The sequence below is a fragment of the Microbacterium sp. MMO-113 genome, from assembly GCF_037148555.1.
In the GTDB taxonomy this organism is placed as follows: domain Bacteria; phylum Actinomycetota; class Actinomycetes; order Actinomycetales; family Microbacteriaceae; genus Microbacterium.
In genome coordinates this window covers 1108897-1131903 of the sequence record NZ_JBBCTD010000001.1, presented here as the reverse complement: position 1 = coordinate 1131903, position 23007 = coordinate 1108897, and the positions used below count along the sequence as shown (strand labels likewise).

The 23007-nt window shown below is 70.2% G+C and carries 26 protein-coding genes; 11 read left to right on the top strand and 15 right to left on the bottom strand.

Translation table 11 applies throughout. The features are described from left to right. The first annotated feature begins 37 nt into the window (after positions 1-37). Both WFJ36_RS05615 and WFJ36_RS05610 read left to right on the top strand, forming a co-directional pair. Entirely contained in the window at positions 38-751 is a 714-nt protein-coding gene (locus WFJ36_RS05615) for an energy-coupling factor ABC transporter ATP-binding protein (RefSeq protein WP_336642850.1), read from the top strand. Next, positions 748-1341, top strand: coding sequence for an energy-coupling factor transporter transmembrane component T (locus tag WFJ36_RS05610; RefSeq protein ID WP_336642849.1), 594 nt, complete (start codon positions 748-750; stop codon positions 1339-1341). The genes WFJ36_RS05615 and WFJ36_RS05610 overlap by 4 nt, the downstream gene beginning before the upstream one ends. 3 nt (positions 1342-1344) lie before the next feature. Here WFJ36_RS05610 and WFJ36_RS05605 read toward each other — a convergent pair whose 3' ends face one another. The 4 genes from WFJ36_RS05605 to WFJ36_RS05590 all read right to left on the bottom strand — a co-directional run bounded on the left by WFJ36_RS05605 (position 1345) and on the right by WFJ36_RS05590 (position 5311). Beyond that, positions 1345-2655, bottom strand: a complete 1311-nt coding sequence (locus WFJ36_RS05605) for an acyltransferase family protein (RefSeq protein WP_336642848.1) — start codon at positions 2653-2655, stop codon at positions 1345-1347. A 96-nt stretch (positions 2656-2751) separates the two neighbouring features. Beyond that, positions 2752-3423: a response regulator gene (locus tag WFJ36_RS05600; protein WP_071329474.1), complete on the bottom strand. Its 672-nt coding sequence runs from the start codon at positions 3421-3423 to the stop codon at positions 2752-2754. Beyond that, entirely contained in the window at positions 3420-4688 is a 1269-nt protein-coding gene (locus WFJ36_RS05595; RefSeq protein ID WP_336642847.1) for a sensor histidine kinase, read from the bottom strand. The genes WFJ36_RS05600 and WFJ36_RS05595 overlap by 4 nt, the downstream gene beginning before the upstream one ends. Before the next feature lie 5 nt (positions 4689-4693). After that, positions 4694-5311 carry a DedA family protein gene (locus tag WFJ36_RS05590; protein WP_336642846.1) on the bottom strand — a complete coding sequence of 206 codons (618 nt, stop codon included), beginning with the start codon at positions 5309-5311 and terminating at the stop codon, positions 4694-4696. A 166-nt stretch (positions 5312-5477) separates the two neighbouring features. Between WFJ36_RS05590 and WFJ36_RS05585 the strand changes: the two genes are divergently transcribed. Beyond that, complete coding sequence (locus tag WFJ36_RS05585; RefSeq protein ID WP_071329471.1) at positions 5478-7076, top strand: ABC-F family ATP-binding cassette domain-containing protein; 1599 nt, start codon at positions 5478-5480, stop codon at positions 7074-7076. Between the two features lie 22 nt (positions 7077-7098). After that, positions 7099-7527 (top strand): hypothetical protein, encoded by a 429-nt coding sequence (locus WFJ36_RS05580; protein ID WP_336642845.1) that lies wholly within the window; start codon positions 7099-7101, stop codon positions 7525-7527. Between the two features lie 15 nt (positions 7528-7542). Here the strand turns inward: WFJ36_RS05580 and WFJ36_RS05575 are convergent, their stop codons facing one another. The 4 genes from WFJ36_RS05575 to WFJ36_RS05560 are packed head-to-tail and all read right to left on the bottom strand — an operon-like array spanning position 7543 to position 9413. Beyond that, the gene (locus WFJ36_RS05575) at positions 7543-8352 is read right to left on the bottom strand and encodes an SURF1 family cytochrome oxidase biogenesis protein (protein ID WP_071329469.1); all 810 of its coding nucleotides are present in this window, start codon (positions 8350-8352) and stop codon (positions 7543-7545) included. Continuing rightward, positions 8349-8546, bottom strand: coding sequence for a hypothetical protein (locus tag WFJ36_RS05570; protein ID WP_071329468.1), 198 nt, complete (start codon positions 8544-8546; stop codon positions 8349-8351). The genes WFJ36_RS05575 and WFJ36_RS05570 overlap by 4 nt, the downstream gene beginning before the upstream one ends. Beyond that, positions 8543-8887 carry a DUF3099 domain-containing protein gene (locus tag WFJ36_RS05565; protein ID WP_083391784.1) on the bottom strand — a complete coding sequence of 115 codons (345 nt, stop codon included), beginning with the start codon at positions 8885-8887 and terminating at the stop codon, positions 8543-8545. Before WFJ36_RS05565 ends, WFJ36_RS05570 begins: the two co-directional genes overlap by 4 nt. 52 nt (positions 8888-8939) lie before the next feature. Further along, a complete protein-coding gene (locus WFJ36_RS05560) occupies positions 8940-9413 on the bottom strand; it encodes a DUF4190 domain-containing protein (protein ID WP_256209468.1) in 474 nt (157 codons plus the stop codon). 140 nt (positions 9414-9553) lie between these two features. On the opposite strand from WFJ36_RS05560, the gene WFJ36_RS05555 reads away from it, so the two are divergent. Continuing rightward, positions 9554-10264 (top strand): beta-ketoacyl-ACP reductase, encoded by a 711-nt coding sequence (locus WFJ36_RS05555; RefSeq protein ID WP_060921849.1) that lies wholly within the window; start codon positions 9554-9556, stop codon positions 10262-10264. A 15-nt stretch (positions 10265-10279) separates the two neighbouring features. Here WFJ36_RS05555 and WFJ36_RS05550 read toward each other — a convergent pair whose 3' ends face one another. Genes WFJ36_RS05550 through WFJ36_RS05540 form a run of 3 tightly spaced genes read right to left on the bottom strand, consistent with a single transcriptional unit; the run spans position 10280 to position 12939 of the window. After that, complete coding sequence (locus WFJ36_RS05550; RefSeq protein WP_292790219.1) at positions 10280-10975, bottom strand: alpha/beta fold hydrolase; 696 nt, start codon at positions 10973-10975, stop codon at positions 10280-10282. A 38-nt stretch (positions 10976-11013) separates the two neighbouring features. Then, the gene (gene serB, locus WFJ36_RS05545) at positions 11014-11649 is read right to left on the bottom strand and encodes a phosphoserine phosphatase SerB (RefSeq protein WP_071329466.1); all 636 of its coding nucleotides are present in this window, start codon (positions 11647-11649) and stop codon (positions 11014-11016) included. A 48-nt stretch (positions 11650-11697) separates the two neighbouring features. Further along, a complete protein-coding gene (locus WFJ36_RS05540; protein WP_060921847.1) occupies positions 11698-12939 on the bottom strand; it encodes a glucose-1-phosphate adenylyltransferase in 1242 nt (413 codons plus the stop codon). Positions 12940-13008: 69 nt separating this feature from the next. Between WFJ36_RS05540 and glgA the strand changes: the two genes are divergently transcribed. The 3 genes from glgA to WFJ36_RS05525 all read left to right on the top strand — a co-directional run bounded on the left by glgA (position 13009) and on the right by WFJ36_RS05525 (position 15374). After that, positions 13009-14193 carry a glycogen synthase gene (gene glgA, locus WFJ36_RS05535; RefSeq protein ID WP_071329465.1) on the top strand — a complete coding sequence of 395 codons (1185 nt, stop codon included), beginning with the start codon at positions 13009-13011 and terminating at the stop codon, positions 14191-14193. A 17-nt stretch (positions 14194-14210) separates the two neighbouring features. After that, a complete protein-coding gene (locus WFJ36_RS05530) occupies positions 14211-14996 on the top strand; it encodes an ABC transporter ATP-binding protein (RefSeq protein ID WP_292790218.1) in 786 nt (261 codons plus the stop codon). 120 nt (positions 14997-15116) lie between these two features. Next, a complete protein-coding gene (locus WFJ36_RS05525) occupies positions 15117-15374 on the top strand; it encodes a type B 50S ribosomal protein L31 (RefSeq protein WP_017202258.1) in 258 nt (85 codons plus the stop codon). A 68-nt stretch (positions 15375-15442) separates the two neighbouring features. On the opposite strand, the gene WFJ36_RS05520 is transcribed toward WFJ36_RS05525, so the two are convergent. Genes WFJ36_RS05520 through WFJ36_RS05510 form a run of 3 tightly spaced genes read right to left on the bottom strand, consistent with a single transcriptional unit; the run spans position 15443 to position 19037 of the window. Continuing rightward, positions 15443-15727: a hypothetical protein gene (locus WFJ36_RS05520; RefSeq protein ID WP_126893090.1), complete on the bottom strand. Its 285-nt coding sequence runs from the start codon at positions 15725-15727 to the stop codon at positions 15443-15445. Positions 15728-15780: 53 nt separating this feature from the next. Next, positions 15781-17037 carry an alpha/beta fold hydrolase gene (locus WFJ36_RS05515; protein ID WP_292790215.1) on the bottom strand — a complete coding sequence of 419 codons (1257 nt, stop codon included), beginning with the start codon at positions 17035-17037 and terminating at the stop codon, positions 15781-15783. Beyond that, positions 17034-19037, bottom strand: coding sequence for a DUF262 domain-containing protein (locus WFJ36_RS05510; protein WP_336642844.1), 2004 nt, complete (start codon positions 19035-19037; stop codon positions 17034-17036). The genes WFJ36_RS05515 and WFJ36_RS05510 overlap by 4 nt, the downstream gene beginning before the upstream one ends. Before the next feature lie 176 nt (positions 19038-19213). On the opposite strand from WFJ36_RS05510, the gene WFJ36_RS05505 reads away from it, so the two are divergent. Both WFJ36_RS05505 and WFJ36_RS05500 read left to right on the top strand, forming a co-directional pair. Then, positions 19214-19987, top strand: coding sequence for a hypothetical protein (locus WFJ36_RS05505; protein WP_025103622.1), 774 nt, complete (start codon positions 19214-19216; stop codon positions 19985-19987). Between the two features lie 192 nt (positions 19988-20179). Then, complete coding sequence (locus WFJ36_RS05500; RefSeq protein WP_025103621.1) at positions 20180-20683, top strand: DUF3145 domain-containing protein; 504 nt, start codon at positions 20180-20182, stop codon at positions 20681-20683. 139 nt (positions 20684-20822) lie between these two features. On the opposite strand, the gene yczR is transcribed toward WFJ36_RS05500, so the two are convergent. Continuing rightward, positions 20823-22226: a MocR-like transcription factor YczR gene (gene yczR / locus WFJ36_RS05495; RefSeq protein ID WP_336642843.1), complete on the bottom strand. Its 1404-nt coding sequence runs from the start codon at positions 22224-22226 to the stop codon at positions 20823-20825. Positions 22227-22321: 95 nt separating this feature from the next. Here yczR and yczE point away from each other — a divergent pair, with 95 nt between their 5' ends. Next, on the top strand, positions 22322-22999 hold the full coding sequence (yczE, locus tag WFJ36_RS05490) for a membrane protein YczE (protein ID WP_336642842.1): 678 nt from the start codon (positions 22322-22324) through the stop codon (positions 22997-22999). Positions 23000-23007 lie beyond the last annotated feature (8 nt).

Sequence of the window (23007 nt, the reverse complement as noted above, 5' to 3'; positions counted from 1 at the left end):
TGAACGGCGTTCAGGTGAACGCTGTTCAGGAGGATGGATGCGCTGGCGGGAGCGGGAGGCGGCGACGATCGCGGAGCCGGGAACGCTGCGTCTCGACGCTGTAAGCGTGACCATCGACGACCGTGTGCTCCTCGACGACGTGACGCTGGAGCTCACCGCACCGCGCATCGCCGTGATCGGAGCGAACGGCTCGGGGAAGTCGACGTTCGCCCGGCTGCTGAACGGCCTCATGACGCCGACCACGGGAACGGTCACCGTCCACGGCCTCGACGCGCTCCGGGAGCGGACCGCCGTCCGCCGCCGGGTGGGCTTCGTCTTCACCGATCCGGATGCCCAGATCCTGATGCCGACCCCGGCCGAGGATCTCGCGCTGTCCCTGCGAGGGCGACCCCGTGACGAGATCGCCCGCCGGGTGCAGGAGACGCTGGACCGGCACGGACTCGGAGGCCACGCCGACGTCCCGGCGTCCTCGCTCTCGGGAGGACAGAAGCAGATGCTCGCCCTCGCCGCGGTGCTCCTCGCCGAGCCGGCGCTGATCGTGGCGGATGAGCCGACGACGCTTCTCGACCTGCGCAACGCGCGACGGATCGGAGACCTCCTCCTGTCGCAGGAAGCGCAGGTGCTCGTCGTCACCCACGATCTCGAGCTCGCCGCCCGCTGTGACACGGCCATCCTCTTCGACGGCGGACGCGTCATCGATCAGGGGGATCCCGACGCGGTCGTCGCGCGCTACCGGCGGCTGTGCGCATGATCCTGCCGTCCCCGGTCGGTGCGGGACTGCTGCACCGGGTGCCGGCCGGCCCGAAGCTCGCCGGGCTCGCCGTCGCGGCGCTCGCGCTGACGATGGTGCCGCAGGGGCCGATCAGCATCGCCGTCTGCCTCGTGGCCGTGATCGCGCTCTACCCGATCGCCGGTGTGCCGCTCTCCGCCGCCGGGACCGAGCTGTGGCGGCTGCGTGCGGTCCTGGTCGTGCTCGCGGTCGCCCTCGCCGTCTTCGTGTCTCCCGTCGCCGCCTGGGTGAGCACCGGGAGAGTCGCTGCATTGCTGCTGCTCGCCGCGCTCCTCACCCTGACCACGCGCATGTCCGATCTCCTGGCCGTGCTGCAGCGCCTCCTGCGTCCCGTGCGCCGTGTCGGGATCGATCCCGAGGCGGCGTCGATGGCGGTGTCTCTGACGGTGACCATGGTGCCCGTCGTCGCCGGATTCGCGCAGCGGGTACGGGACGCGGAGCGCGCGCGAGGAGTGCGCCTGGGTGTGCGCGGCGTCGTGCCGCTGCTCGTGCTGACGCTGCGCCGCGCGGATCAGGTCGGCGACGCCCTCGCCGCCCGCGGGGTCGGCTGACGGTCACGCCACGACGGCGGTGCCGGGGACGGCACTGCCGGGGCGTCCCGCCAGGCGCAGCGCGGCGACCAGCAGCAGGACGGCGAGCGCAGCGGTGGCGACCGTCGTGCCGAGCACCAGGAGCAGCACCACTCCGCCGAGACCCAGCAGCGTTCCCAGCGCCAGGCGGTGGTGCGACGCCGTCGCCTCCGGCGAGGGGTGGTTCTCGAATCGGTCAACGCGCACCGCGACCACCGCGGTGAGGACGACAGCCGACAGGAGCCACAGCGGGCGGGCGGCCCACCACTCCGCACTGTCGAGGGCGGGAAGGGCCACGCCGCCGAGCAGGGCGACCAGGGCCGTCGCTCCGGCCATCGCCAGGAGCACCGGCATGTGCCAGAGGTAGATCGTCATCGTCCGCCGGGTGACGAAGGCGGTGAACGCGGCCACCGGGATGCGACGGCTGAAGCGCCCGATGCGCGCGCGGTGGAGGGAGAACAGGGTCGTGTGGATCAGCCCGACCAGCAGCAGGGCGGACGTCGGCGGGTTGATGTTGGCGATGAGGTCGGGGGAGTAGACCCCGACGAGGAAGAGGACGATGAGGAGAGCGAGGGAGCCGGCGCCGATCACGACGCGGGTCCGGCGACGCAGGGCGTCCACGCGGCCGTCGGCGAGGAGGAATCCGAGCTGCTGCATCGTCAACCACACGAAAGCGAGGTTGAGGAAGCCCACGGCGTCCGTCCCGGTCAAGGCCCGCAGAACATCGACCGTCACGGCCCCGGTGGCGAGGACGGCGATCGTGCGCAGGGGCGCGCGCTCGTGCAGGGCGACGAGCGCGGGGAGCAGCGCCTGACACAGCAGGAAGACCCCCAGGAACCACAGCGGCTGTCCGTATCGGAAGCCGGCGACCGCGATGAGATCCGGCGCGACTCCGAGGACGGTGAGCACCGCGAGCGCGACCCCGACCGCGCCCACCGTGAACAGGGCCGGGCGCAGGAGCCGGTGCACCCGACCGGCCACGAAGGCGGTCGCGCTCCCGCCGCGGGCGCGGAGGCGGCGGTATGCGAGGAGCCCCGAGAACCCTCCGATCACGAAGAAGAGCGGCATCACCTGCAGCAGCCAGCTCAGCGGCGCGATCCAGCTCGTGCCGTCGCTCGCGTTCTCGAACACCGGCCCGGTCTCCGACACGGTGACCCCGACCATGACAGCGTGCAGCAGGACGACGCCGAGCACGCAGAGCGCGCGCACGACGTCGATGCCGGTGTCGCGGTGACCCGCGTGATCGGATGAAGCGGGGGTGGGGGTGCTGAGGCGTGGAGCCGCGGCGATGACCATGAGTCCTCCTGGGAACGGTGTCCTCGGAGGTTATGGAGGCGGTGGTGGGCGGGACATCACTCCGTGGTGCCGTCCTGCCCCCTACGCAGGGGTGACTCAGGCCGACGGCTCGACCAGGCCGGTGTCGTAGGCGAGGATGACGGCGTGCACGCGGTCCCGGAGGCCGAGCTTCGCGAGCACCTTGCCGACATGGGTCTTCACGGTCTGCTCGGCGATGAACAGGTCACCGGCGATCTCGGTGTTCGACCGGCCCTTGCCGATGAGGACGAGGACCTCCCGTTCGCGGTCGGTGAGATCGGCGAGGGCCGTCGCAGACCGGCGCGACGCCGGCCGCCGTCCGGCGAACTGCTCGATCATGCGCCGGGTCACGCTGGGGGCGAGGAGTGCATCGCCCCCTGCCACCACGCGGACGGCATGGACGAGTTCCTCCGGCAGGGCGTCTTTGAGGAGGAAGCCGCTGGCCCCGGCGGCGAGGGCGTCGTAGACGTAGTCGTCGATGTCGAACGTGGTGAGCATGAGGATCCGCGGCACGTGCGCGGCCGGGTATGACGGGCCGAGGATGCGGCGGGTGGCCTCGATGCCGTCGAGCTCCGGCATGCGGACGTCCATGAGGATGACGTCGGGATCGAGCCGCGCGGCGAGTGTCACGACGTCCGCGCCGTCGGCCGCCTGGCCCACCACGCGGATCCCCTCGTGCGCGTCCAGCAGGGCGGCGAAACCGGCGCGGACCATCGCCTGGTCGTCGGCGATGAGCACGCTGATGGTCACGGGTTCTCCTTGTCTTCCGCCGAGGCGGTCGGGGCGGGCGGTGCGGCTGTCGCGGACAGCGGCAGGGTGGCCTCGACGGTCCAGCCGCCGTCGTCGGACGGCCCGGCGGCGAGGTTTCCGCCGAGCACTTCGGCGCGCTCGCGCATTCCCCGGAGGCCGTAGCCGCCGGAGGGGCTCTCGGTCGGCTGTGCCGGTGCGGCGTTGCGCACCCGGATGTGCAGGCTGTCGGCGTCGGCATAGAGGCGGACCGTGACACGGGCACCCGGGGCATGGCGGACGGCGTTGCTCAGGGCCTCCTGCACGATGCGGAAGGCGGCGATCTGCACGCCCGGTCCAGCCGCGGACGCGGCTTCGATCCCTTCGAGCACGAGGCCGACCTCCACGCCGGCCCGGCGGATCGTGTCGACGAGGGCGGGGACGTCGTCCAGCCCCTGCTGCGGTGCGAGCTCGGCATGCTGGTCCTCCGTGCGGAGCACCCCCAGCATGCGCCGCATCTCGGTGAGCGAGGTCCGGGCGGTGGCGGCGATGTCGTCGAACTCGGCGGCGGCGTCGGCATCGAGGCCTGTGATCCGGTAGCGCGCGGTCGACGCCTGCACCTGGATCACCGACATGCTGTGCGCCACGACGTCGTGCAGCTCCCTGGCGATCCGGGTGCGCTCCTCCACGAGAGCACGCCGGGATTCCTCCAGCGCGCTGTGCTCCTTCTCCCTGGTCAGCTCGGCCGCCACCCGCACGCGGCCGGCGACGAGGACGGCGATGAGGAACATCGCGGCGGCGACCGACGTCGTCACGATGAGGTTGGCTGTCGCGCTGCCGGAGCTCGCCGGCGTGGCGACCATGTCCGGACGCAGCAGGGGCGCCGTCAGCGAGGTGAGCGCACCGATCACGAGAGTCAGGGCGCCGAGTCGGGCTCCCTGCACGAAGGACATCACGCCCACGAAGAGGACGAACGCGAGCAGGGCCGGTACCGACCACGGCCAGGGCGACTGGATCGCGCGCGCCGGCTCGACGAGCAGAGGCAGCAGGAAGGCGCCGGCGGTGAAGACGACGATCGCCGTCCGCGGACGGGAGGGGATCAGGAGGGGAGCGCCGCACACGGCGGCGCCGAGCAGGAAGGACAGCGGCAGCGGCGTGCCGGAGAGCACCGTCTGGAGCGGGACCAGGAGCGCGTACAGCACGACGACCGCCGCGGTCAGCGCCACGAGGGCGCCGGTGCGACGGCTGATCCGTGACGGGCGCGGGGTGCGCTCTCGGCGGCGTGCCATGCGTCTCATCCTGCCAGGTGCGCGACCGGCGTACGGCGGCGGCGGAGCGCGGCGATCCGATCGATGACGACGCCGACGATCAGGGCGATGACGACGCCGATGGCGGCGCTGAGCACGGGCTGGTCGTGCAGCCAGGCGCCGGCGAGGAGCCCGATCGCGAGACTGAACACGCTCCAGCTCACACCGGCGATGAGGCTCAGCGGGAGGAACCGCCGCCACGGGAACCCGAGCGCTCCGGCGGACATGTTCACCGCGACGCGTCCGATCGGGATATAGCGGGCGCCGAGGATCAGTGTGGCACTGCGACGGTCGAGCGCACGCTGCGCGTAGGCGAACGCCGCGGCGACGCGGGGGCGCCGCATCCAGGCGAACCTGGTCGTGCCCAGCCGGCGGCCGATGAGGAACGCGATGTTGTCGCCGATCGCGGCACCCAGGGCGGCGACCGCACCCAGCAGCACGATGTTGCCGTCACCGGTGGACGCGGCCACCGCCGCCGCGGCGACGAGGACCGTCTCGCTCGGGATCGGCGGGAAGAACCCGTCGATCACGGTCACCGCGAACAGCACGGCGTACAGCCAGGGGGAGGCGATCGCCTGCAGGATGAGGTCGTTGAGGATGTCCACCCCGGCACCGTAAGCAGGGGGTAGGCAGAGGGGCATCACTCCGCGGTATCGCCTCGGTCACCCTGGAGAGGGATATCCGTGCCGGGCGTCGCCACAGGCAGGGCGGCATATACTGGTTGGCTGGCCGCTCGGCCATCACCTCCTCCCGAACGAACGGACGTCCGCTGTGCTTGCCGTGCACGACCTCGAGATCCGCGTTGGCGCGCGCCTGCTGATGGAGAACGTCTCGTTCCGTGTGTCCGACGGCGACAAGATCGGCCTCGTCGGACGCAACGGTGCGGGCAAGACCACGCTCACCAAGGTGCTCGCCGGCGACGTGCTGCCCTCGGGTGGCACCGTCACCCGGTCCGGAGAACTCGGCTACCTGCCGCAGGACCCGCGTTCGGGCAATCCGGAAGACCTCGCCCGTACCCGGATCCTCGATGCCCGCGGCCTCGGCCAGCTCAACCTCGGCATGACGGAGGCCTCGCTCGCGATGGGGTCCGACGACCCCGCGGTCGCTGCCAAGGCGATGAAGCGCTACGGGGCGCTCACCGAGAAGTTCGAGGCGCAGGGTGGCTACGCGGCCGAGGCCGAGGCAGCCTCGATCGCGCACAATCTCTCGCTGCCGGATCGCATCCTCGACCAGCCGCTGTCGACCCTCTCCGGAGGCCAGCGTCGTCGCATCGAGCTCGCGCGCATCCTCTTCTCCGACGCGCAGACGATGATCCTCGACGAGCCGACCAACCACCTCGACGCGGACAGCGTGGTGTGGCTGCGCGAGTTCCTCAAGAACTACAAGGGCGGGCTGATCGTCATCAGCCACGATGTCGAGCTCGTGGGCGAGACCGTCAACCGGGTGTTCTACCTCGATGCCAACCGCCAGGTCATCGACATCTACAACATGAACTGGAAGAACTATCTGCGGCAGCGCGCCGCGGACGAGGAGCGTCGCAAGAAGGAGCGGGCCAACGCCGAGAAGAAGGCGACGACCCTGCAGCAGCAGGCGGCGCGCTTCGGGGCGAAGGCGTCGAAGGCGGCCGCAGCGCACCAGATGCTCGCGCGTGCCGAGAAGCTCCTCTCCGGTCTGGAGGACGTGCGTCAAGAGGACCGCGTCGCGAAGCTGCGGTTCCCGAAGCCCGCCCCCTGCGGCAAGACCCCGCTCATGGCCTCCGGGCTGTCGAAGTCGTACGGCTCGCTGGAGATCTTCACCGACGTCGACCTCGCGATCGACCGCGGCTCCAAGGTCGTCGTGCTCGGCCTGAACGGTGCGGGCAAGACGACGCTGCTGCGCATGCTCGCGGGTGTCGACAAGCCGGACACCGGTCAGCTCGAGCCCGGGCATGGCCTCAAGGTCGGGTACTACGCGCAGGAGCACGAGAACCTCGACGTCAGCCGTTCGGTCCTGGAGAACATGGTGTCGGCCGCTCCGCACATCACGGAGACGGAGGCCCGCAAGGTCCTCGGCTCCTTCCTGTTCACCGGCGACGATGTCCTCAAGCCGGCGGGTGTGCTGTCCGGTGGCGAGAAGACCCGGCTGTCGCTGGCGACGCTCGTGGTGTCATCCGCGAACCTGCTGCTGCTCGACGAGCCCACGAACAACCTCGATCCGGCATCGCGCGAGGAGATCCTCGGGGCACTGGCCCACTACGAGGGCGCGGTCGTGCTCGTGTCGCACGACCCCGGAGCGGTGCAGTCGCTGAACCCCGAGCGTGTCCTCATCCTGCCCGACGGCGTCGAGGACATCTGGAGCCAGGAGTACCAGGACCTCATCGAGCTCGCGTAGCGGATCGTGGCATAGCCAGAGGATGGTGGAGCACCCGATCCTTCCTCCCTCGGAACTCGCGGCGTGGCCGCGGGCTCTGCCCACCGTCACCGGCATCGCGCCACCGCTGCGCGTCGCGGAGCTTCCCGATGATCCCGTGCTGCTCTTCCAGGACGGGGTCCGTGCGGCGGTCGCGGCCGGCGTCCCCGAACCGCACGCGGCGACACTGGCGACGGTCGGTTCGGACTGCATGCCGGACGCGCGCACGCTGATCCTCAAGGACGCAGACGCCCGCGGCTGGGCGTTCGCCGGGGTGCTGTGGCGGGTGGAAGGCGTCCCGCAGGCGGGATCGAAATGGTGCTTGCCGACGGTCCGGAGGGCGCGTTTCCGATCCTGCATCGGCATAGTCGCTGTCCGGGATCGAAAGGGTGCCGGGCAGCGCAGCGTCCGGCGCGTTCTCGCGTGTGCGTGACGCTCGGCGGGTGCGTCAGCGCGCGTCGAGGAGTTCGTCCTCGGCGTCCGCGTCGCGGTCGCGGCGCTTCGGCGCCTTCACCGGTGCCGGCTTCCCCTCGACCTCTTCGCGGTGCTTCACGATCTCCGTGCGGATGATGTACCCGATGAAGATGAAGCCCATGATGGCGAACAGGATCCACTGGATCGCATAGGACAGGTGCGGCCCCGGATCGTCGGTGGGGGACTCGAAACCACCCAGCGCCGTGTCGGCGGCGGGCTGCTCCTCGACCAGACGTCCGTAGGCGCCGGTGATCACATCGTCCCCGACGAGGTCGGCGATGGACGGGAGGTGGATCGTGGGCACCTGGCCCTCCGGAGCCCCGCGTCCGGACCCGGGCAGCGGCTCGCCTGGGCGCAGGCGGACGGTCACCGTGACCTCGCCGGACGGCGGGGACGGAACGGCGTCCGGGAGCTGCCCCTCACCCGGGGGCACCCAGCCGCGGTCGATGATGAGGACGCGGCCATCTGCGTCCCGGAAGGGGACGAGGACCTCGAACGCGCTCGTGCCTCCGTGCGGACGGTTGCGGACCAGGAGCTGCTCGTCGGCGAGGTACTCGCCCTGCAGCGTGACGGGGCGCCATTCGTCTGCGGGGTCGAGGTGGTCGTCGGCGACCACGTCGGCGAGGGGGACGGCCGGGGCGTCGTAGTTCTGCTCCACGAGCGCGATCTGCTCGGCCCTGGACTCGTTCCGCTCGAACTGCCAGTTCGACAGGAAGACGCAGGCGATCGCGAAGCCGATGGCGATGAGGACGTACACGCCCCAGCGGGTCAGGCGGTTGCTCATGAGGAGGGCACCCCGTCTCGAACCGTCACCGGGAAGTCCCGCGCGGCCAGGTAGTCGTGGAGGAAGCCGACGTGCTCATTGCACGCCAGCCAGATCTTCTCGCGGTCGGCGGCGTGGATGCGGGGATTGCGCCAGACGACCTGCTTCGTGGCCGCGCTCCGGCATCCGGCGCGCGAGCAGATGAGCTCGCTCATCGGTCCGTGCGGCCTTCGCGGATGGTGATGACGTCGGGGGCGGTCTCCGGAGCGAGCGACGGCGCGGGCGGCGCGTCGATCTCGCGCAACGGCGACTCGGCGGCGGTCTCCGTGCTGTCGCTTCCGGCGTTGGCGAAGACCACCGCGATGTACGGGAGGACGGCGGCGGCCAGCGCGAAGACCCAGGTCCACCAGCCGAAGGGCTGCACGAAGAACATCAGCCCGAAGCAGACGATGCGGATCGTCATGGTGAGGGCGTATCGGCGCACACGGTGGTCACCCTCATCCCGCGGGGACTGCGGCAGTGAGGTGACGGCCGGGACTCGACGTGCGTTCTTCACGATGATTCCAGCCTACGCCGCCGCAGCGACATCGGCATGCGCGTGCGGAGCGTCAGCTCGCGACGACGAAGGGCAGGGTGAAGGCGCCGAAGACGACCAGTCCGATGATCGTCGAGACGATCGTGAAGACGAGGACGCCGATCATGAGATACCCCATGACGAGCCCGGCGATCGCCATGCCGCGCCCGCCGAGGCCCGGGGTGCGACGGATCTGCCCGAGGGCCATGTGGCCGGTGATCACGGCGGCGATGGAGGCGAGCATCGGCAGGAGGGCCCAGAACAGCACCACACCCGCGATGCCGCAGACGAGCGCGGCGACGGCGAGACCGCTGGTCGGGCGGGCGGGCGCTGCCGCGTACTGCTGCGGGGCTGCATACTGCTGCGGTGCGGCGTACTGCTGAGGGGCCGCGTACTGCGGCGGGGCGGCGTGCGCCGGGGGAGACTGCGGGAATCCCGGATACGCAGGCGGGGAGCCGGCGGCCGGCGGCTGCTCACCCGACGGACCGGAGATACGGGGATCGCTCACTCTGATGCCTTTCGTCGCCCTCAGAGTCCCAGTACGCTCCTCGTCTGTCAAACAGGCGTCGCGAAGGCGAGAGGGCAACGTCGCTAGGATCGATCACGGTTCGGATTCCCGGCCCTCGACCCCAGACCCAGGAGTGTCCCATGAGCGCGGAGCGCGTCGTCCTCGTCACCGGAGGCAACCGCGGCATCGGCCGCGCCATCGCCGAGCGCTTCGTACGCGAGGGATACCGGGTGGCGGTGACCGCGCGCAGCGGCGAGGGCCCGGAGGGCACCCTGACGGTGCGCGCCGACGTCACCGACGCCGCCGCTCTCGACGCGGCCTTCACCGAGGTGGAGCAGCAGCTCGGCCCGGTGGAGATCGTCGTCGCCAACGCCGGCATCACCAAGGACACCCTGCTCATGCGCATGAGCGAGGACGACTTCGACAGCGTCGTGGCGACGAACCTCGGCGGCACCTTCCGCGTCGTCAAGCGGGCCTCGAAGGGGATGCTGCGCGCGCGGTTCGGACGGGTCATCCTCATCTCCAGCGTCGTGGGCCTCTACGGCTCGGCGGGGCAGACGAACTACGCCGCCTCCAAGAGCGCGCTGGTCGGTTTCGCCCGCTCGCTCACGCGCGAGCTCGGCGGACGCGGCATCACCGCCAACGTGGTGGCACCCGGCTTCATCGAGACCGACATGACCGCGGAACTCCCCGAGGAGACGCAGAAGCAGTACAAGGCGAACATCCCCGCCGGGCGTTTCGCGACGCCGGATGAGGTCGCGGGCGTCGTGACCTGGCTGGCGAGCGACGACGCCGGCTACATCTCGGGAGCCGTCATCCCGGTCGACGGCGGTCTCGGCATGGGGCACTGACCCCGGCTCTCCCCGTCAGCGATCGATCGCCCGCACGAGGAGCTCGGCGAGACGCTCGGGCGCCGAGAACTGCGGCCAGTGCGCGGAGCCGATCCGGACGACCTCGGCGTCGTCGATCGCCCGATACTCCTCCGCGTACGGACCCCACTGGCTGATCACCGCATCGAAAGCCTCCTGATCCAGCCCTCCCATCAGCAGGGTGACCGGGATGCGGTACCGTGCCGGGTCGCTCAGAGCGAGCTCGTCCGTCGGCACCCGCGCGGGCACGCTGTGGGTGAGCGGGACGGTCCTCGTGCGGGTCTCGTCGTCCAGATCGTGCACGTCCTCGTCCGGGAAGAAGCTCCAGCCCGGAAACGGGACGACGCCGTCCTGCACCGGGAACTCGCTGATGCCCGAACCCGAGGGCGGGGGCACGGTGTCGACGAAGACGACCCTGGCCACGCGGTCAGGTCGTGCGTCGGCGACGCCCCAGGCGACATTGCCTCCGCCACTGTGTCCGACGACCACCACGTCGCCCTCCGCGGCATCGACGGCGGCGACCGCGGCCGCGACCCAGTCGTCGATCCCGATACCCGCCGCTGTCTCCGCAGACGCGTCGAGCCCGGGCATGGTCAGCGGACGAGAGCGGTGGCCGGCGCGCACGAGGGCGGGCACGACGTCGTCCCAGCTGGAGGCGTCGAGCCAGAGGCCGGGGATGAGGATGATGTCCATGATCTGACGGTAGACCCGGCCCCGGACATCGGCCAGCGTCAGGGGAGGAGCGGGATGACCGTTCCGAGGTCGACCGGACCGATGACCAGGCTCGCGGACTCGCGGACGGCGGGCTTGGCGTTGAAGGCGAGCCCCAGCCCGGCGACCGCCATCATCGGAAGATCGTTGGCGCCGTCGCCGATCGCGATGGTCGCGTGCGGCGCCACGTGGAGCTCCTCCGCCCAGGTACGCAGCCAGAAGGCCTTGGCCGCACCGTCGACGATGTCACCGTCCACCCGGCCCGTGAGCGCGCCGTCGGCGACCTCGAGGCGGTTCGCGCGCCAGCGGTCCACGCCGAGTCCCGGTGCGACGTCGTCGAGGATCTCGTGGAACCCTCCCGAGACGACGCCGACGATTCCGCCCCGAGCGTGCACGGCGGCGGTGAGGTCGCGGACGCCCGGGGTCGGCTCCACGCGGGCGCGAACGCGGGCGAACGCCTCGACGGGAACGCCCGCGAGAGCGCCGACACGAGAGCGGAGGCTCGTCGCGAAATCGATCTCGCCGCGCATCGCAGCTTCGGTGGCCGCCTGCACCTCGGCCCGACGCCCGGCCTCCTCGGCGAGGAGCTCGATCACCTCGTTCCGGATGAGCGTGGAGTCGGCATCGAGGACGACGAGGAATCGCGCGGTGGTCACCCACCGAGCCTAGCGACCGAGGGACCGGAGCCCGTGCCGCATGACGCGTCAGCGTTCGATGAACACGCCCTTGCCGACGACCGTGATCCCCGACTCCGTGACAGTGAACCCGCGGGCGAGATCCCGTTCGCGGTCGACTCCGACCGTCGCGCCGTCGGCGAGGACGACGTTCTTGTCGAGGATCGCGCGGTGCACGCGGGCACCCTGACCGACGTGCACGTGATCGAACACCACGGAGTCCGTGATGGTCGAGCCGCCGCCGGCGAGCGTCCACGGGCCCACGACGCTGCGTTCGAGGTGCGTGCCGGACAGCACCGATCCCAGCGACACGATCGAGTCGATGGCGTTGCCGATCCGCCCCACCGAGTCTCGGACGAACTTCGCCGGCGGGGAGTTGACCGCCTGCGAGTGGATCGGCCACTCCATGTTGTAGAGGTTGAAGATCGGGAGGGTCGAGATCAGGTCCCGGTGCGCGTCGAAGAACGAGTCGATCGTCCCCACGTCGCGCCAGTACGAGCGGTCGCGCGGCGACGACCCGGGGACCTCGTTCTGCTTCATGTCGTAGTAGCCGGCTTCGCCGCGGTCGACGAAGTACGGGACGATGTCGCCGCCCATGTCGTGGCTCGACGTGGGCAGCTCCCCGTCGGCCTCGACCGCCGCGATCAGGGCGTCGGTGTCGAAGATGTAGTTGCCCATCGAGGCCAGGACCTCGTGCGGGGAGTCCGCGAGACCCGTGGCGTCGGTCGGCTTCTCCAGGAACTGCCGGATCCGTCCGGATTCCGGATCGGCGTCGATGACCCCGAACTGGGACGCCAGGGCGAGCGGCTGACGGATGCCCGCCACCGTCGCCTTCGCCCCGGACTCGATGTGCGCCTCGAGCATCTGGCGGAAGTCCATCCGATAGACGTGGTCGGCGCCGATGACGACGACGATGTCGGGCTTCTCGTCGTTGATCAGGTTCATGCTCTGCAGGATCGCGTCCGCGGAGCCGGAGAACCAGCGCTTGCCCAGGCGCTGCTGGGCGGGGACCGAGGTCACATACGAATCGAGCAGGGCCGACATGCGCCAGGTCTGGGAGATGTGCCGGTCGAGGCTGTGCGACTTGTACTGCGTGAGCACGACGATCTGTCTCAGCCCGGAGTTGATGAGGTTCGAGATGGCGAAGTCGATCAGGCGGTACTGGCCGCCGAACGGGACGGCGGGTTTCGCGCGGTCGGCCGTCAGCGGCATGAGTCGCTTGCCCTCGCCGCCGGCGAGGATGATCCCGAAGACCTTCTTTGGAGCGGACATGGCTCCACCATAGATCCCGTTCGGCGCGGGGAACTAGCATCTGGACAACCCGCTCGATAGCGTCTAGGAATGCGAGTCGAGATGATCACCAAGGAGTATCCGCCGGAGATCTACGGAGGCGCGGGTGTGCACGTCGCCGAGCTCGTGTCCGCGCTGCGTCGGGACATCGACGTGACGGTGCGCGCGTTCGGTGCGCCGCGCGACGAGGAGGGCACCTTCGCCTACCGGGCACCGGAGAGTCTCGCCGGCGCCAATCCGGCGCTGCAGACGCTCGGCACGGACCTGGAGATCGTGTCCGCGATCGCGGGCGCCGACGTCGTGCACAGTCACACCTGGTACGCGAACTTCGCCGGTCATCTCGCCTCCCAGCTCCACGGGATCCCGCACGTGCTCACGGCGCACAGCCTCGAACCGCTGCGGCCGTGGAAAGCCGAGCAGCTCGGGGGCGGCTACGCCGTGTCGAGCGGGATCGAGAAGCTCGCCTACGAGAACGCCGCCGCGGTGATCGCGGTGAGTGCCGGCATGCGTGCGGACATCCTCCGCAGCTACCCGCAGGTCGACCCCGCGCGGGTCCGGGTGATCCACAACGGCATCGACGTGGAGCGCTGGCGTCCTGTTCAGGACCCCGCGTTCCTCTCCTCGATCGGCATGGACCCGGACCGGCCCTCGGTCGTCTTCGTCGGACGCATCACACGGCAGAAGGGGCTGCCCTACCTCCTGCAGGCGGCACGGCTGCTGCCGCCCGAGGTCCAGCTCATCCTCTGCGCTGGTGCTCCGGACACGCCGGAGATCATGGCGGAGGTCCAGGAGGGGGTGCGGCTGCTGCAGCAGACCCGCAAGGGCGTGGTGTGGATCGAGCGGATGCTGCCGCGGGACGAGCTGTCGGCGATCCTGGCCGCGGCGACCACCTTCGTCTGCCCGTCCGTCTACGAGCCGCTCGGGATCGTGAACCTCGAGGCGATGGCCTGCGGAGCCGCCGTCGTCGGGACAGCGACCGGCGGGATCCCCGAGGTGGTGGACGACGGCGTGACCGGCCGACTGGTCCCGATCGAGCAGGTGCAGGACGGGACGGGCACGCCGACCGACCCCGAGCGCTTCGTCGCCGATCTCGCCGCGGTCCTCACCGAGGTGGCCACGGATCCGGAGAGGGCCCGGGAGTACGGGGAAGCCGGCCGGGAGCGGGCCCGCACGCAGTTCAGCTGGGCCGCGATCGCCGATGAGACCCGCGCGCTCTACGCGGAGCTGACCGCGTGAGCCGATAGGCTTTCGGTATGCCGATCGCTCTGGAGTTCACCGACGTCGTCGTGCGCCGAGAGGGGCGCAACATCATCGATCACGTGACCTGGCAGGTCTCGGACGATCAGCGATGGGTGATCCTCGGGCCGAACGGTGCCGGCAAGACGACCCTGCTGCAGCTCGCCGACACGCTGATGCACCCCACCTCGGGCACGGTGACGGTTCTCGGCGAGACGCTCGGACGCGCGGACGTCTTCGAGATCCGTCCGCGGATCGGGTTCGCGTCGTCGGCCATGGCCAAGCGCATCCCGCGCGATGAGACGGTGCTCAACACCGTCCTCACGGCGGCCTACTCCGTGCTCGGACGCTGGAACGAGAGCTACGAGGACATCGACGAGCGGCGTGCGCTGCGCGTTCTGGGCGACTGGCGCCTCGCGCACCTCGCCGACCGCACGTTCGGCACGCTGAGCGACGGTGAGCAGAAGCGTGTGCAGATCGCCCGGGCGGTCATGACCGACCCGGAGCTGCTGCTCCTCGATGAGCCGACCGCCTCGCTCGACCTCGGCTCGCGCGAGGAGCTCCTCGCGCTGCTGGGCGGCTACGCGTCCGCACCGACGACGCCCGCGATGCTCATGGTGACGCATCACGTCGAGGAGATCCCGGTCGGGTTCACCCATGTGCTCCTGATCCGTGACGGCGCCGTGGTGGCGGCGGGGCCGATCGCCGAGACGCTCACCGCGGATGCCCTGGGCGAGACCTTCGGGATGCCGATCACGCTCAGCAGCGAGGACGGGCGCTACTCCGCCCGCGCCGCCTCCTGACCTCGGTTCTGATGGGTTACTGCGCCCGTCGAAGTACTGGTAGAATCGATCCTTGGTGCGCTCGGCACCGCAGACTTCCCTCGTCCCTGGCACAATCCAGGGCAGCAACAAAGGAATCCCATGAAGACTGACATTCACCCCGACTACAAGGCTGTCGTGTTCCGCGACCTGGGCTCGGGCGAGACCTTCCTCACCCGTTCCACCGTCACCAGCGACAAGACCATCGAGCTGGACGGCGTGGAGTACCCGGTGATCGACGTCGAGATCTCCTCGGCCTCGCACCCCTTCTACACGGGTAAGCAGCGCATCATGGACTCGGCCGGCCGCGTCGAGAAGTTCAACCAGCGCTTCAAGGGCTTCGGCGGCTCCTCCAAGTAAGACCGCCCACGAAGGCCCCGCACTCCTCGGAGTGTGGGGCCTTCGTCATGCCCGGGCCGGGCGGTCGCTCAGACGTCGATGACGATGCGTCCGCGCTCGATGCGGCCCGGCGGATCTCCGGGGGTCGGCGCCGGGGCCGTGCGCCGGGTCTGCCGATCCCGCTCCTGGCCGGCCTCGTGCGCGGTGGGCGACCACACCGCGTCGAAGACACCGACCAGCCCTCCGGACCCGGCTTGCTCGTACTTCTCCTCGACCGGACGACGGGAGAGGGAATGCCGGATGCCCACGAAGAACAGCACCGGTCCCGTGCCGAGCACGAGGACGATCGTGGTCCATCCGAGCAGATGCTCCATGGCCCCAGGATAGATCGCGGAGCGCGCCGACGGCACCCGTCGCGCTCCGGAGGTCAGCGGATGCGGCGTCCGTGGGCGAGGTCGATCAGCCGTTCCAGTACGGGCCCCGTCCGCAGGCCGTTGTGCTCGTGCTCGCTCGTCACCCAGGGTGTCACGCCGGGGAGGAGACGGGCGGTCTCCAGCGAGAACTCCAGGGGCACATAGACGTCGTTCACGTAGACGGCGGCGGCGCCCGTCGCTTCGGAGGCGGCGAGAGCAGCGGCGTCGTAGATCCGCGGCCAGGGGTGGTCCGCCAGGATCGACGTCACCTCGCTCCAGGGCTGCAGCGCCGGGACGGTGTCGGCCCACTCGCGACGGACGTGCTCGCCCGTGAACAGCGTCGGATCGTCGCGGAAATCGGTCGGCTCGACGCGCTCGGCGGACCACCGCGTGGTGTGTCCGTTCGCATAGCTCGACTCGTGGAAGGCGTAGTACAGCGGGTTGCGGCCGCCGAAGGGCATGGCGTGCTGGAGGTCGTGCCGGAAGGCGTTGGATGCGGGATCCCGTTCCAGCAGCGACCAGACCGTCTGCCAGCCGTCGTCGGTGCCGAGAGCGGAGCCGACCGAGCGCAGGCGGGAACGCGACACGACCTCGCCGTCGGGGAGGACGATCTCACCGGCGTCCGCAAGATCGATCAGGCGTCGCATGACGTCGCGGTGCTCCGGGAAGCGTCGGTAGTACCGCTCGGACGCCGTGCGCATCTTGTCGTAGCAGAGGGCGTAGACCTCGTCCGGGTCGCGCTCGACCGTGCTGAGGCCTCCGGTGATGAAGACGTCGTCGAGCGAAGCCGCGTGGGTCGACAGGTAGGCCAGCGTCGTGAACCCGCCGAAGGACTGCCCGAGGACGCTCCACGTCGGCGCCCCCAGGTGCTCCCGCAGCGCCTCGCAGTCGCGCACGATGGCATCGGCGCGCAGGTGCGTCAGATGCTCGGCGACGGCTTCGGCGCCCCGCACGAGGTCGCCGTCGCCGACAGGGGAGGACAGCCCGGTGCCGCGCTGATCGAGCAGGACGAGTCGATAGTGCGCGAGGGCCTGGTCCAGCCACGCCGGCGCGGTGGAGGAGTGGAAGGGGCGCGGCGCCTCGTGGCCCGGCCCGCCCTGCAGGAACACCAGATAGGGGAGGGCCTCGCCTCCCTCCCGTGCGACCACGCGGGCGAACACGTCGATGGTGCGGGTGTCTGCCGGGTCGTCCCAGACGAGGGGGACCGTGAGCGTGTGCTCCTCGACGGCGAGGTCGAGCAGGCGGCGGCGGAGGACAGTGGTCATGGTCACATCACATTCCCGATGTAGGAGTACTTCACGAAGACCTCGGCGGCGATTCCGGACTCGTCGAGGACTCCCTGGACGGCCGTCATCATGTAGTTCGAGTCCCAGCCCATGTAGAGGAAGTGCGTGTCGTCGAGGTCGTCCCACTGCCCCTTCCATGCCTTGTCGCGGTAGATCGGTCCGCCGTGGGTCGCGCAGTAGGCCAGAGCGGCCTCGGTCGTGTCGGTCCACGCGCGACGGAACACGCGGTTGAACAGGTGCTTGACGTCGTACACCTCCCACCGCTCGCCCCGATACTCCACGTAGTCGAACTCGCGTTCCCACCCCGCGGGCCAGCCGCGGCGGCGGACGGCGTCCAGGATCGGGGTGAGGCCGTCGTCGTCGATCTCGGGCAGTGCGGGTCGTGCCCACACGCGGACGAGGTCGGCCGTCAGGCCCACCGTGCGTGCGGTGATGGCCGCCGTGCCCCAGGACTCCTGGGCAGCGAGGGCACGGGTCGCCGGCACGGCGCTGCGGGCATAGGCCTCATCGCGCTTGACGGGGAACGAGGCACCGAAGACCCGCTCCGTCAGCCCCTGTTCCAGCAGCGTGAGGTTGCCGAGAGTGGGTGCGAGGGCGCGGTGGCTGTTCTGCTCGTCCTCGGAGTACTCGCTCCAGGGGCGCACGCCATCGCCAGACCAGGCGTCGCCGGGCACGGCGGGCACGATGTGCTCGACATCGAAGCCGTCCACGTCGTCGACGCCCTCGAGCCGGCCGAGCACATAGGCCGGGTACGGCAGCTCGCTGTACTTGAGCACGGCGCTGACCCGCTCGTCCGACGGAGTGATGCGCGCGATGGCGCGGGCGAGGGCGTCGTGTCCGTCGCGACGCGCACGGCAGAGCCGGGCGATGAGGCGTTCGGCGGGAAGGTTCACGAGCGCGCGACGGAGGAACATCGCCTGCAGCCACTCGAGCGTCTCGAGGAGCTGACCCCGGTCGATGCGGCCACGCGCGTGATCGCTGTAGGCGCTCATGACCAGCGGGTAGGAGGAGCGTCCGAACGTGTTGACGTACCGCAGTTGCCGCGCGACCTCGGGGTCCTGCTCCTTCGTCGGATCGAGGAGGATGCCGTAGATCTCCGCATAGTGCCGCCACGTCTCGGCGTCAGCCTGGAGGTGGGCGACGTCGACGCGCGGGAACGACCGGCGGAAGGCGCTGTACACGCCGTGCTCCCCGTTCGCCGCCACCTCTCGCCCCGTCACGAGCACGAGGTAGTGACGCCAGAACGCCCCGATCGCCTCGCCCGTGTGGTGCTCGATCGGCAGCCAGAACCGCGCTTCCACGTCCATCTGCTCGGCGTGGTTCAGCCCCATGAGGATGTAGTTGTGGATCAGCTCGTGATCCCGCAGCGGCTCGCCGGTGGAGTTCAGGCTCTCGAAGATCTGCTGCGCGTTGGCCTGGGCGCCGAGCGTGATCGACACGTGTTCGAGTCGCTGCAGTCCCCGCCAGATCGACGGTGCCTCGTCGGCATGGATCTGGCTGCGGAAGAACGCGTAGTTGTCGTCGAAGCGCGACTCGCGGTCGAGGTCGTCGCGGCGATCGAGCACGACCGATTCGTAGAGATCGGCCCAGGCCTCGTGCGGACGCAGCTTCGTGCGCTCGGGGTCGTCGGGGCGGACCAGCACGCGGGCGAGATCGGCGGCGAGCTCCGGATCGCGCTCACGCACCGAGTGATGCAGCGCCGCGACGAGGAGCATGAGCGTGGTGAGGCGCTGCTGCCCGTCGATGAGGATGAGGTCGGCGTCCGGGCCGGAGCCGTCCTCGGCGGAGAGGATCGAGCCGATGAAGTGGCGATGCGCGTCGTCTTCCGCGGCGACCGCCCTGACGTCGGAGAGGAGCCGCTCGCAGCCGCCGATGTCCCAGCGGTACTGCCGCTGGTAGACGGGGACGACGATGGTCGTGCGTCCCGCCGCGAGCCATTCGATCGTGTTGACTGCCGTCGCCTCGACGTTGGTCGCGGTGCTCATGCTGGTGTCTCGTCCTCCCGTAGCGACAGGCGCCACGGACGCGCCGGGTGCCCCGCCCAGTCTATTCGCTTATCCACGGCGACCCTCCGGGGGAGCGCCAGGTCCCGCTGTTAGCCTTGCCTTATCAGGGCCTGTTAAAACGTGCTGGCCCCCGATGAAAGGAACATGACTCGATCATGGGATACATCAAGTCCGCAGCGCTGGAGGAGAAGGGCTTCGTCGTCCTCGACAGCTACGACCAGGAGGCCGACCCCAAGGAGTGGCTCGACATCGAGTACGTCGACTGGAAGTCCTCGGGCGACACCCGGTTCGCACCCCTCGCCAGCGCCTTCGGCGACATCGAGTGCAACGGCTTCTGGAACCACAAGCCGCCGCGCACCGACAAGGACGGCGTCTGGATCGACGAGCAGACCGCCAAGGCACCGAACCTCACGCGCCGTGCGCAGGAGCCGGGCGCGAACGTCGGGCGCTGCCGCGTCATCGAGCTGCAGCCGACCCCCTACGGCGACTGCCTCTACAACCTCCACCAGGACGACAACAACCGCCTGAACCCGGACGGCACCGGCTGGGTCGTGCGCGGGTTCTTCAACCTGACGGACGACAAGGACAGCTACTTCGTCCTGCGTGAGAACCGCACGGACCCCAGCATCGAGTACCGCATCGCCCTGCCGGCCGGTGCGCAGCTCATCGTCGACACCCAGCGTCTGTGGCACGCGGCCACCCACAACGGCACCGACCCGCGCTACTGCCTCATCACCTCGTGGACCTCCGGTCCCGAGCTCGACGCCTACATCGAGAAGTACCACGGCACCGACGACGTCCCGAACGTCGAGGTCCCGCAGGACGTGCTCGAGTTCGGCTACGCCGAGCAGGCCCGCAAGGATGCCGCTCGCGCGGCCTACTACGCCGCGAAGGGCCAGCAGGTCAAGCAGGCCATGAGCGAGGCCTGAGCGTCCCCATACTGGGTCGCTGAGCTCATCGAAGCGCCCGAAGGCCCCGGTCCACGGACCGGGGCCTTCGTCGTCGAATCACATGCTTGTGATTTCGCGGGAACTCGGCGAGAATGGGCGCACAACCGCATACTCTCGCCACTTCGTGGTTCAGGTCGTAGGGGAAGACGCACCTGATGAAACGGAGAGATCATGGCGACGGCTTACGCACGCGGAGTGGTGTTCATCCACTCGGCGCCTCGCGCGCTCTGCCCGCACCTGGAATGGGCGGTGGGTCGCGCTATCGGGCGTGCGGTGAACTTCGACTGGACCGAGCAGCCTGTGCTGACCGGCGCACGCCGCGCCGAGTTCTACTGGGATGGTCCCGTCGGTACCGGTGCTGCCCTCGCGACCGCGATCCGGGGCTGGGAGCACCTCCGGTTCGAGGTGACCGAAGACCCGACGCCCCGCAGCGACGGCGGTCGGTGGCTGCACACGCCCGACCTCGGCATCCACTACGCCCAGACCGATGCCGCCGGCAACATCGTCATCGGAGAGGATCGCATCCGCTACGCGATGGAGATCGCCGCGGGCAACGCCGTCGAGCTGCAGCGCGAGCTCGACATCGCCCTGGGGTCCGCCTGGGACGAGGAGCTGGAGCCCTTCCGTCACGCCAGCGACGACGCGCGCGTCGTCTGGCTCCACAAGGTCGGCTGACCGACCGTCGATACCGGGAGCGCGGAGGCGTGAGTATCGGATGCCGGTGAGTGATCCCGGACGCTGAGAAGACGAATCCCCGCTCCGCTCGACGAAGACCCCGCCCCGGCAGACTGGGCGGGGTCTTCGTCTGCGCAGATCAGATCACGGCCGCGTGCGCGAGGTCGTCGACCGTGTTCACACCACCGCCGCGCACGTCCGCCCAGGCCTGCGCCAGACGCGTCATCGCCTCCGCCGCGCGCTCGGGCGGGAGCGTGATGGGAACCCGGAGTCGCCGCTCCAACACTCCGCCGGTGGTGAAGCGCGGCCCGGGCGGGAGGATGAGTCCCCGCTCGCGTGCAGCGAGGGAGAGTGTGGTCGACAACGGGGCGCCGAGATCGATCCAGGCGGAGAGGCCGCCGGGCGTCTCCGGCATCCGCATCCCCGGGATCTCGGCGATCGCCGCGGCCACCGCGTTCCGCCCGGCGCTCAGGCGGCGCCGCACGTGATGGGTGAGCGCGGGGACGTCGTCGAGCAGCTCCACGGCGATGCACTGCTCGAGGAGGGCCGTGCCGAGCTCGAACGAGGGTCGGACGGCCAGCAGCCGGGCGATGACCGAGCGCTCGGCGCGGATCCAGCCGATGCGCAGGCCTCCCCACGCGATCTTCGACATCGATCCCACCGTGATCACGTTCGGGCCCTCGGCCGCCATCGGCGCCGGTGCCCATCCCCGGTCGATGTCGAGCTCTGCCGTCGTCTCGTCGACGATCAGGTGCGTGCCGGTGTTGCGGGCCGTCGTCGCGATCCGAGACCGCTCCTCCTGCGGCAGCGTCGCTCCGGTGGGGTTGTGGAAGTCGGGGATGAGGTACGCGACGTGCGGGCGTGCGGTCAGCAGGGTGTCGGTGAGGTGCCGGGCGTCCCAGCCATCGGTGTCGACCGGCGTCGGGAGAAGCCGGTAGCCGTGCCGGTGCAGAGCCTCGAGCGCGTGCGGGAAGGTCGGCTGCTCCACGAGGGCGCGTTCGCCCCGGCGCCCCAGCGCCGTGAGGATGAGGTTGACGGCGTTGAGGGCGCCGGAGGTGATCATGATCTCGTCCGCCGAGGTCACCGCGCCGCGCTCGGTGAATCGGCGGGCGACGGCATCGCGCAACTCGGGAAGGCCCTGCAGCGAATAGCCGCTCGTCCCGCGCAGGGCCGCGAGCCGGGGGAGGGACCGCACGGTCGCGTCGTACAGGCCGGGGGTCGAGTCCATCGAGGCAATCGACAGGTCGATCGCCTCGTCGTCCGCGTCGGGGGCGGCGGCCGACGGGCCGTGCGGGAGGGTCACTCTGGTGCTTCCGCCATGATGCCGGGACACGTAGCCGCCGGCCTCCAGAACGCCGTAGGTGCGGGTGATGGTCGAGCGTGATCGCCTGAGTTCGAGGGCGAGGGCCCGTTCGCTCGGCAGTCTCTCGCCGACCGTGAGGCGTCCGTCGAGGATGAGGGCCCTGATGCGGTCGGCCAGGCCCGAGGCCGAGGCGTCATCGATGTCCTGGGTGCCGAGCTGGGTGACGAGACGGGAGGCCATGCGTCCAGCCTGCCGCAAAGTGGCCTTCCATGTGCAGGCCACTTTTCGCTCAGTGGTCGGCCTCGTCACGCCTTCGCGCGGGCCACGATGGGGAGATGCTCTTCCGTGCCGTCTTCCTGCCCTTCACCGCGACCAGCCGTCGAGACCTGGTCGAGCGGCTGGCGCAGCTCGTGGGCGGGCTCTTCCTCTACGGCGTCGCGCTCGGCTTCATGGTGCGCGGCGGCATCGGCGTCGCGCCGTGGGACGTCCTGTCGCTGGGTGTCGCACGCTGGACGGGACTCGGGTACGGGGTCGTCACGGTGCTGATCTCGATCATCGTCCTGCTGCTGTGGATCCCGCTCCGTCAACGGGTGGGCCTCGGCACCTTGCTCAACGCGCTGCTCATCGGCCCGTTCGCCGATCTCACGCTCCTCGTGCTGCCTGCTCCGCCGTCCGTGTGGGTCGGGGCCCCCATGTTCGTGTTCGGACTCGTGCTGCTGGCATTCGCCACCGGTCTCTACATCGCGGCGGACTTCGGCCCCGGACCGCGCGACGGACTCATGACGGGGCTCGTCCGGGTGACCCGGTGGCCGGTCTGGCTGGCGCGGACGGTCATCGAAGGCTCCGTGCTGCTCGTCGGCTTCCTCCTCGGCGGTCCGGTGGGCGTCGGCACCGTGCTGTTCGCGTTCGGCGTCGGTCCGTTGATCGGCTGGTTCCTCCCGCGGATCGAGCGCCGCCGTCGGCAGCGTTCGCAGCTCCTCGCCGTCCGGGCGAGCGCGCCCCTGGGTCCCTGAGCCTGTCG

Excerpts from the sequence above, each read along its gene's own strand:
- WFJ36_RS05540 (WP_060921847.1), bottom strand. The coding sequence starts at position 12,939 with ATGTCCGCTCCAAAGAAGGTCTTCGGGATCATCCTCGCCGGCGGCGAG.
- WFJ36_RS05610 (WP_336642849.1), top strand. The coding sequence starts at position 748 with ATGATCCTGCCGTCCCCGGTCGGTGCGGGACTGCTGCACCGGGTGCCG.
- WFJ36_RS05510 (WP_336642844.1), bottom strand. The coding sequence starts at position 19,037 with ATGAGCACCGCGACCAACGTCGAGGCGACGGCAGTCAACACGATCGAA.
- glgA (WP_071329465.1), top strand. The coding sequence starts at position 13,009 with ATGCGAGTCGAGATGATCACCAAGGAGTATCCGCCGGAGATCTACGGA.
- WFJ36_RS05505 (WP_025103622.1), top strand. The coding sequence starts at position 19,214 with ATGGGATACATCAAGTCCGCAGCGCTGGAGGAGAAGGGCTTCGTCGTC.
- WFJ36_RS05555 (WP_060921849.1), top strand. The coding sequence starts at position 9,554 with ATGAGCGCGGAGCGCGTCGTCCTCGTCACCGGAGGCAACCGCGGCATC.
- WFJ36_RS05595 (WP_336642847.1), bottom strand. The coding sequence starts at position 4,688 with ATGGCACGCCGCCGAGAGCGCACCCCGCGCCCGTCACGGATCAGCCGT.
- WFJ36_RS05550 (WP_292790219.1), bottom strand. The coding sequence starts at position 10,975 with ATGGACATCATCCTCATCCCCGGCCTCTGGCTCGACGCCTCCAGCTGG.
- WFJ36_RS05580 (WP_336642845.1), top strand. The coding sequence starts at position 7,099 with ATGGTGGAGCACCCGATCCTTCCTCCCTCGGAACTCGCGGCGTGGCCG.
- yczR (WP_336642843.1), bottom strand. The coding sequence starts at position 22,226 with ATGGCCTCCCGTCTCGTCACCCAGCTCGGCACCCAGGACATCGATGAC.
- yczE (WP_336642842.1), top strand. The coding sequence starts at position 22,322 with ATGCTCTTCCGTGCCGTCTTCCTGCCCTTCACCGCGACCAGCCGTCGA.
- WFJ36_RS05615 (WP_336642850.1), top strand. The coding sequence starts at position 38 with ATGCGCTGGCGGGAGCGGGAGGCGGCGACGATCGCGGAGCCGGGAACG.
- WFJ36_RS05520 (WP_126893090.1), bottom strand. The coding sequence starts at position 15,727 with ATGGAGCATCTGCTCGGATGGACCACGATCGTCCTCGTGCTCGGCACG.
- WFJ36_RS05570 (WP_071329468.1), bottom strand. The coding sequence starts at position 8,546 with ATGAGCGAGCTCATCTGCTCGCGCGCCGGATGCCGGAGCGCGGCCACG.
- WFJ36_RS05500 (WP_025103621.1), top strand. The coding sequence starts at position 20,180 with ATGGCGACGGCTTACGCACGCGGAGTGGTGTTCATCCACTCGGCGCCT.
- WFJ36_RS05575 (WP_071329469.1), bottom strand. The coding sequence starts at position 8,352 with ATGAGCAACCGCCTGACCCGCTGGGGCGTGTACGTCCTCATCGCCATC.
- WFJ36_RS05525 (WP_017202258.1), top strand. The coding sequence starts at position 15,117 with ATGAAGACTGACATTCACCCCGACTACAAGGCTGTCGTGTTCCGCGAC.
- WFJ36_RS05605 (WP_336642848.1), bottom strand. The coding sequence starts at position 2,655 with ATGGTCATCGCCGCGGCTCCACGCCTCAGCACCCCCACCCCCGCTTCA.
- WFJ36_RS05530 (WP_292790218.1), top strand. The coding sequence starts at position 14,211 with ATGCCGATCGCTCTGGAGTTCACCGACGTCGTCGTGCGCCGAGAGGGG.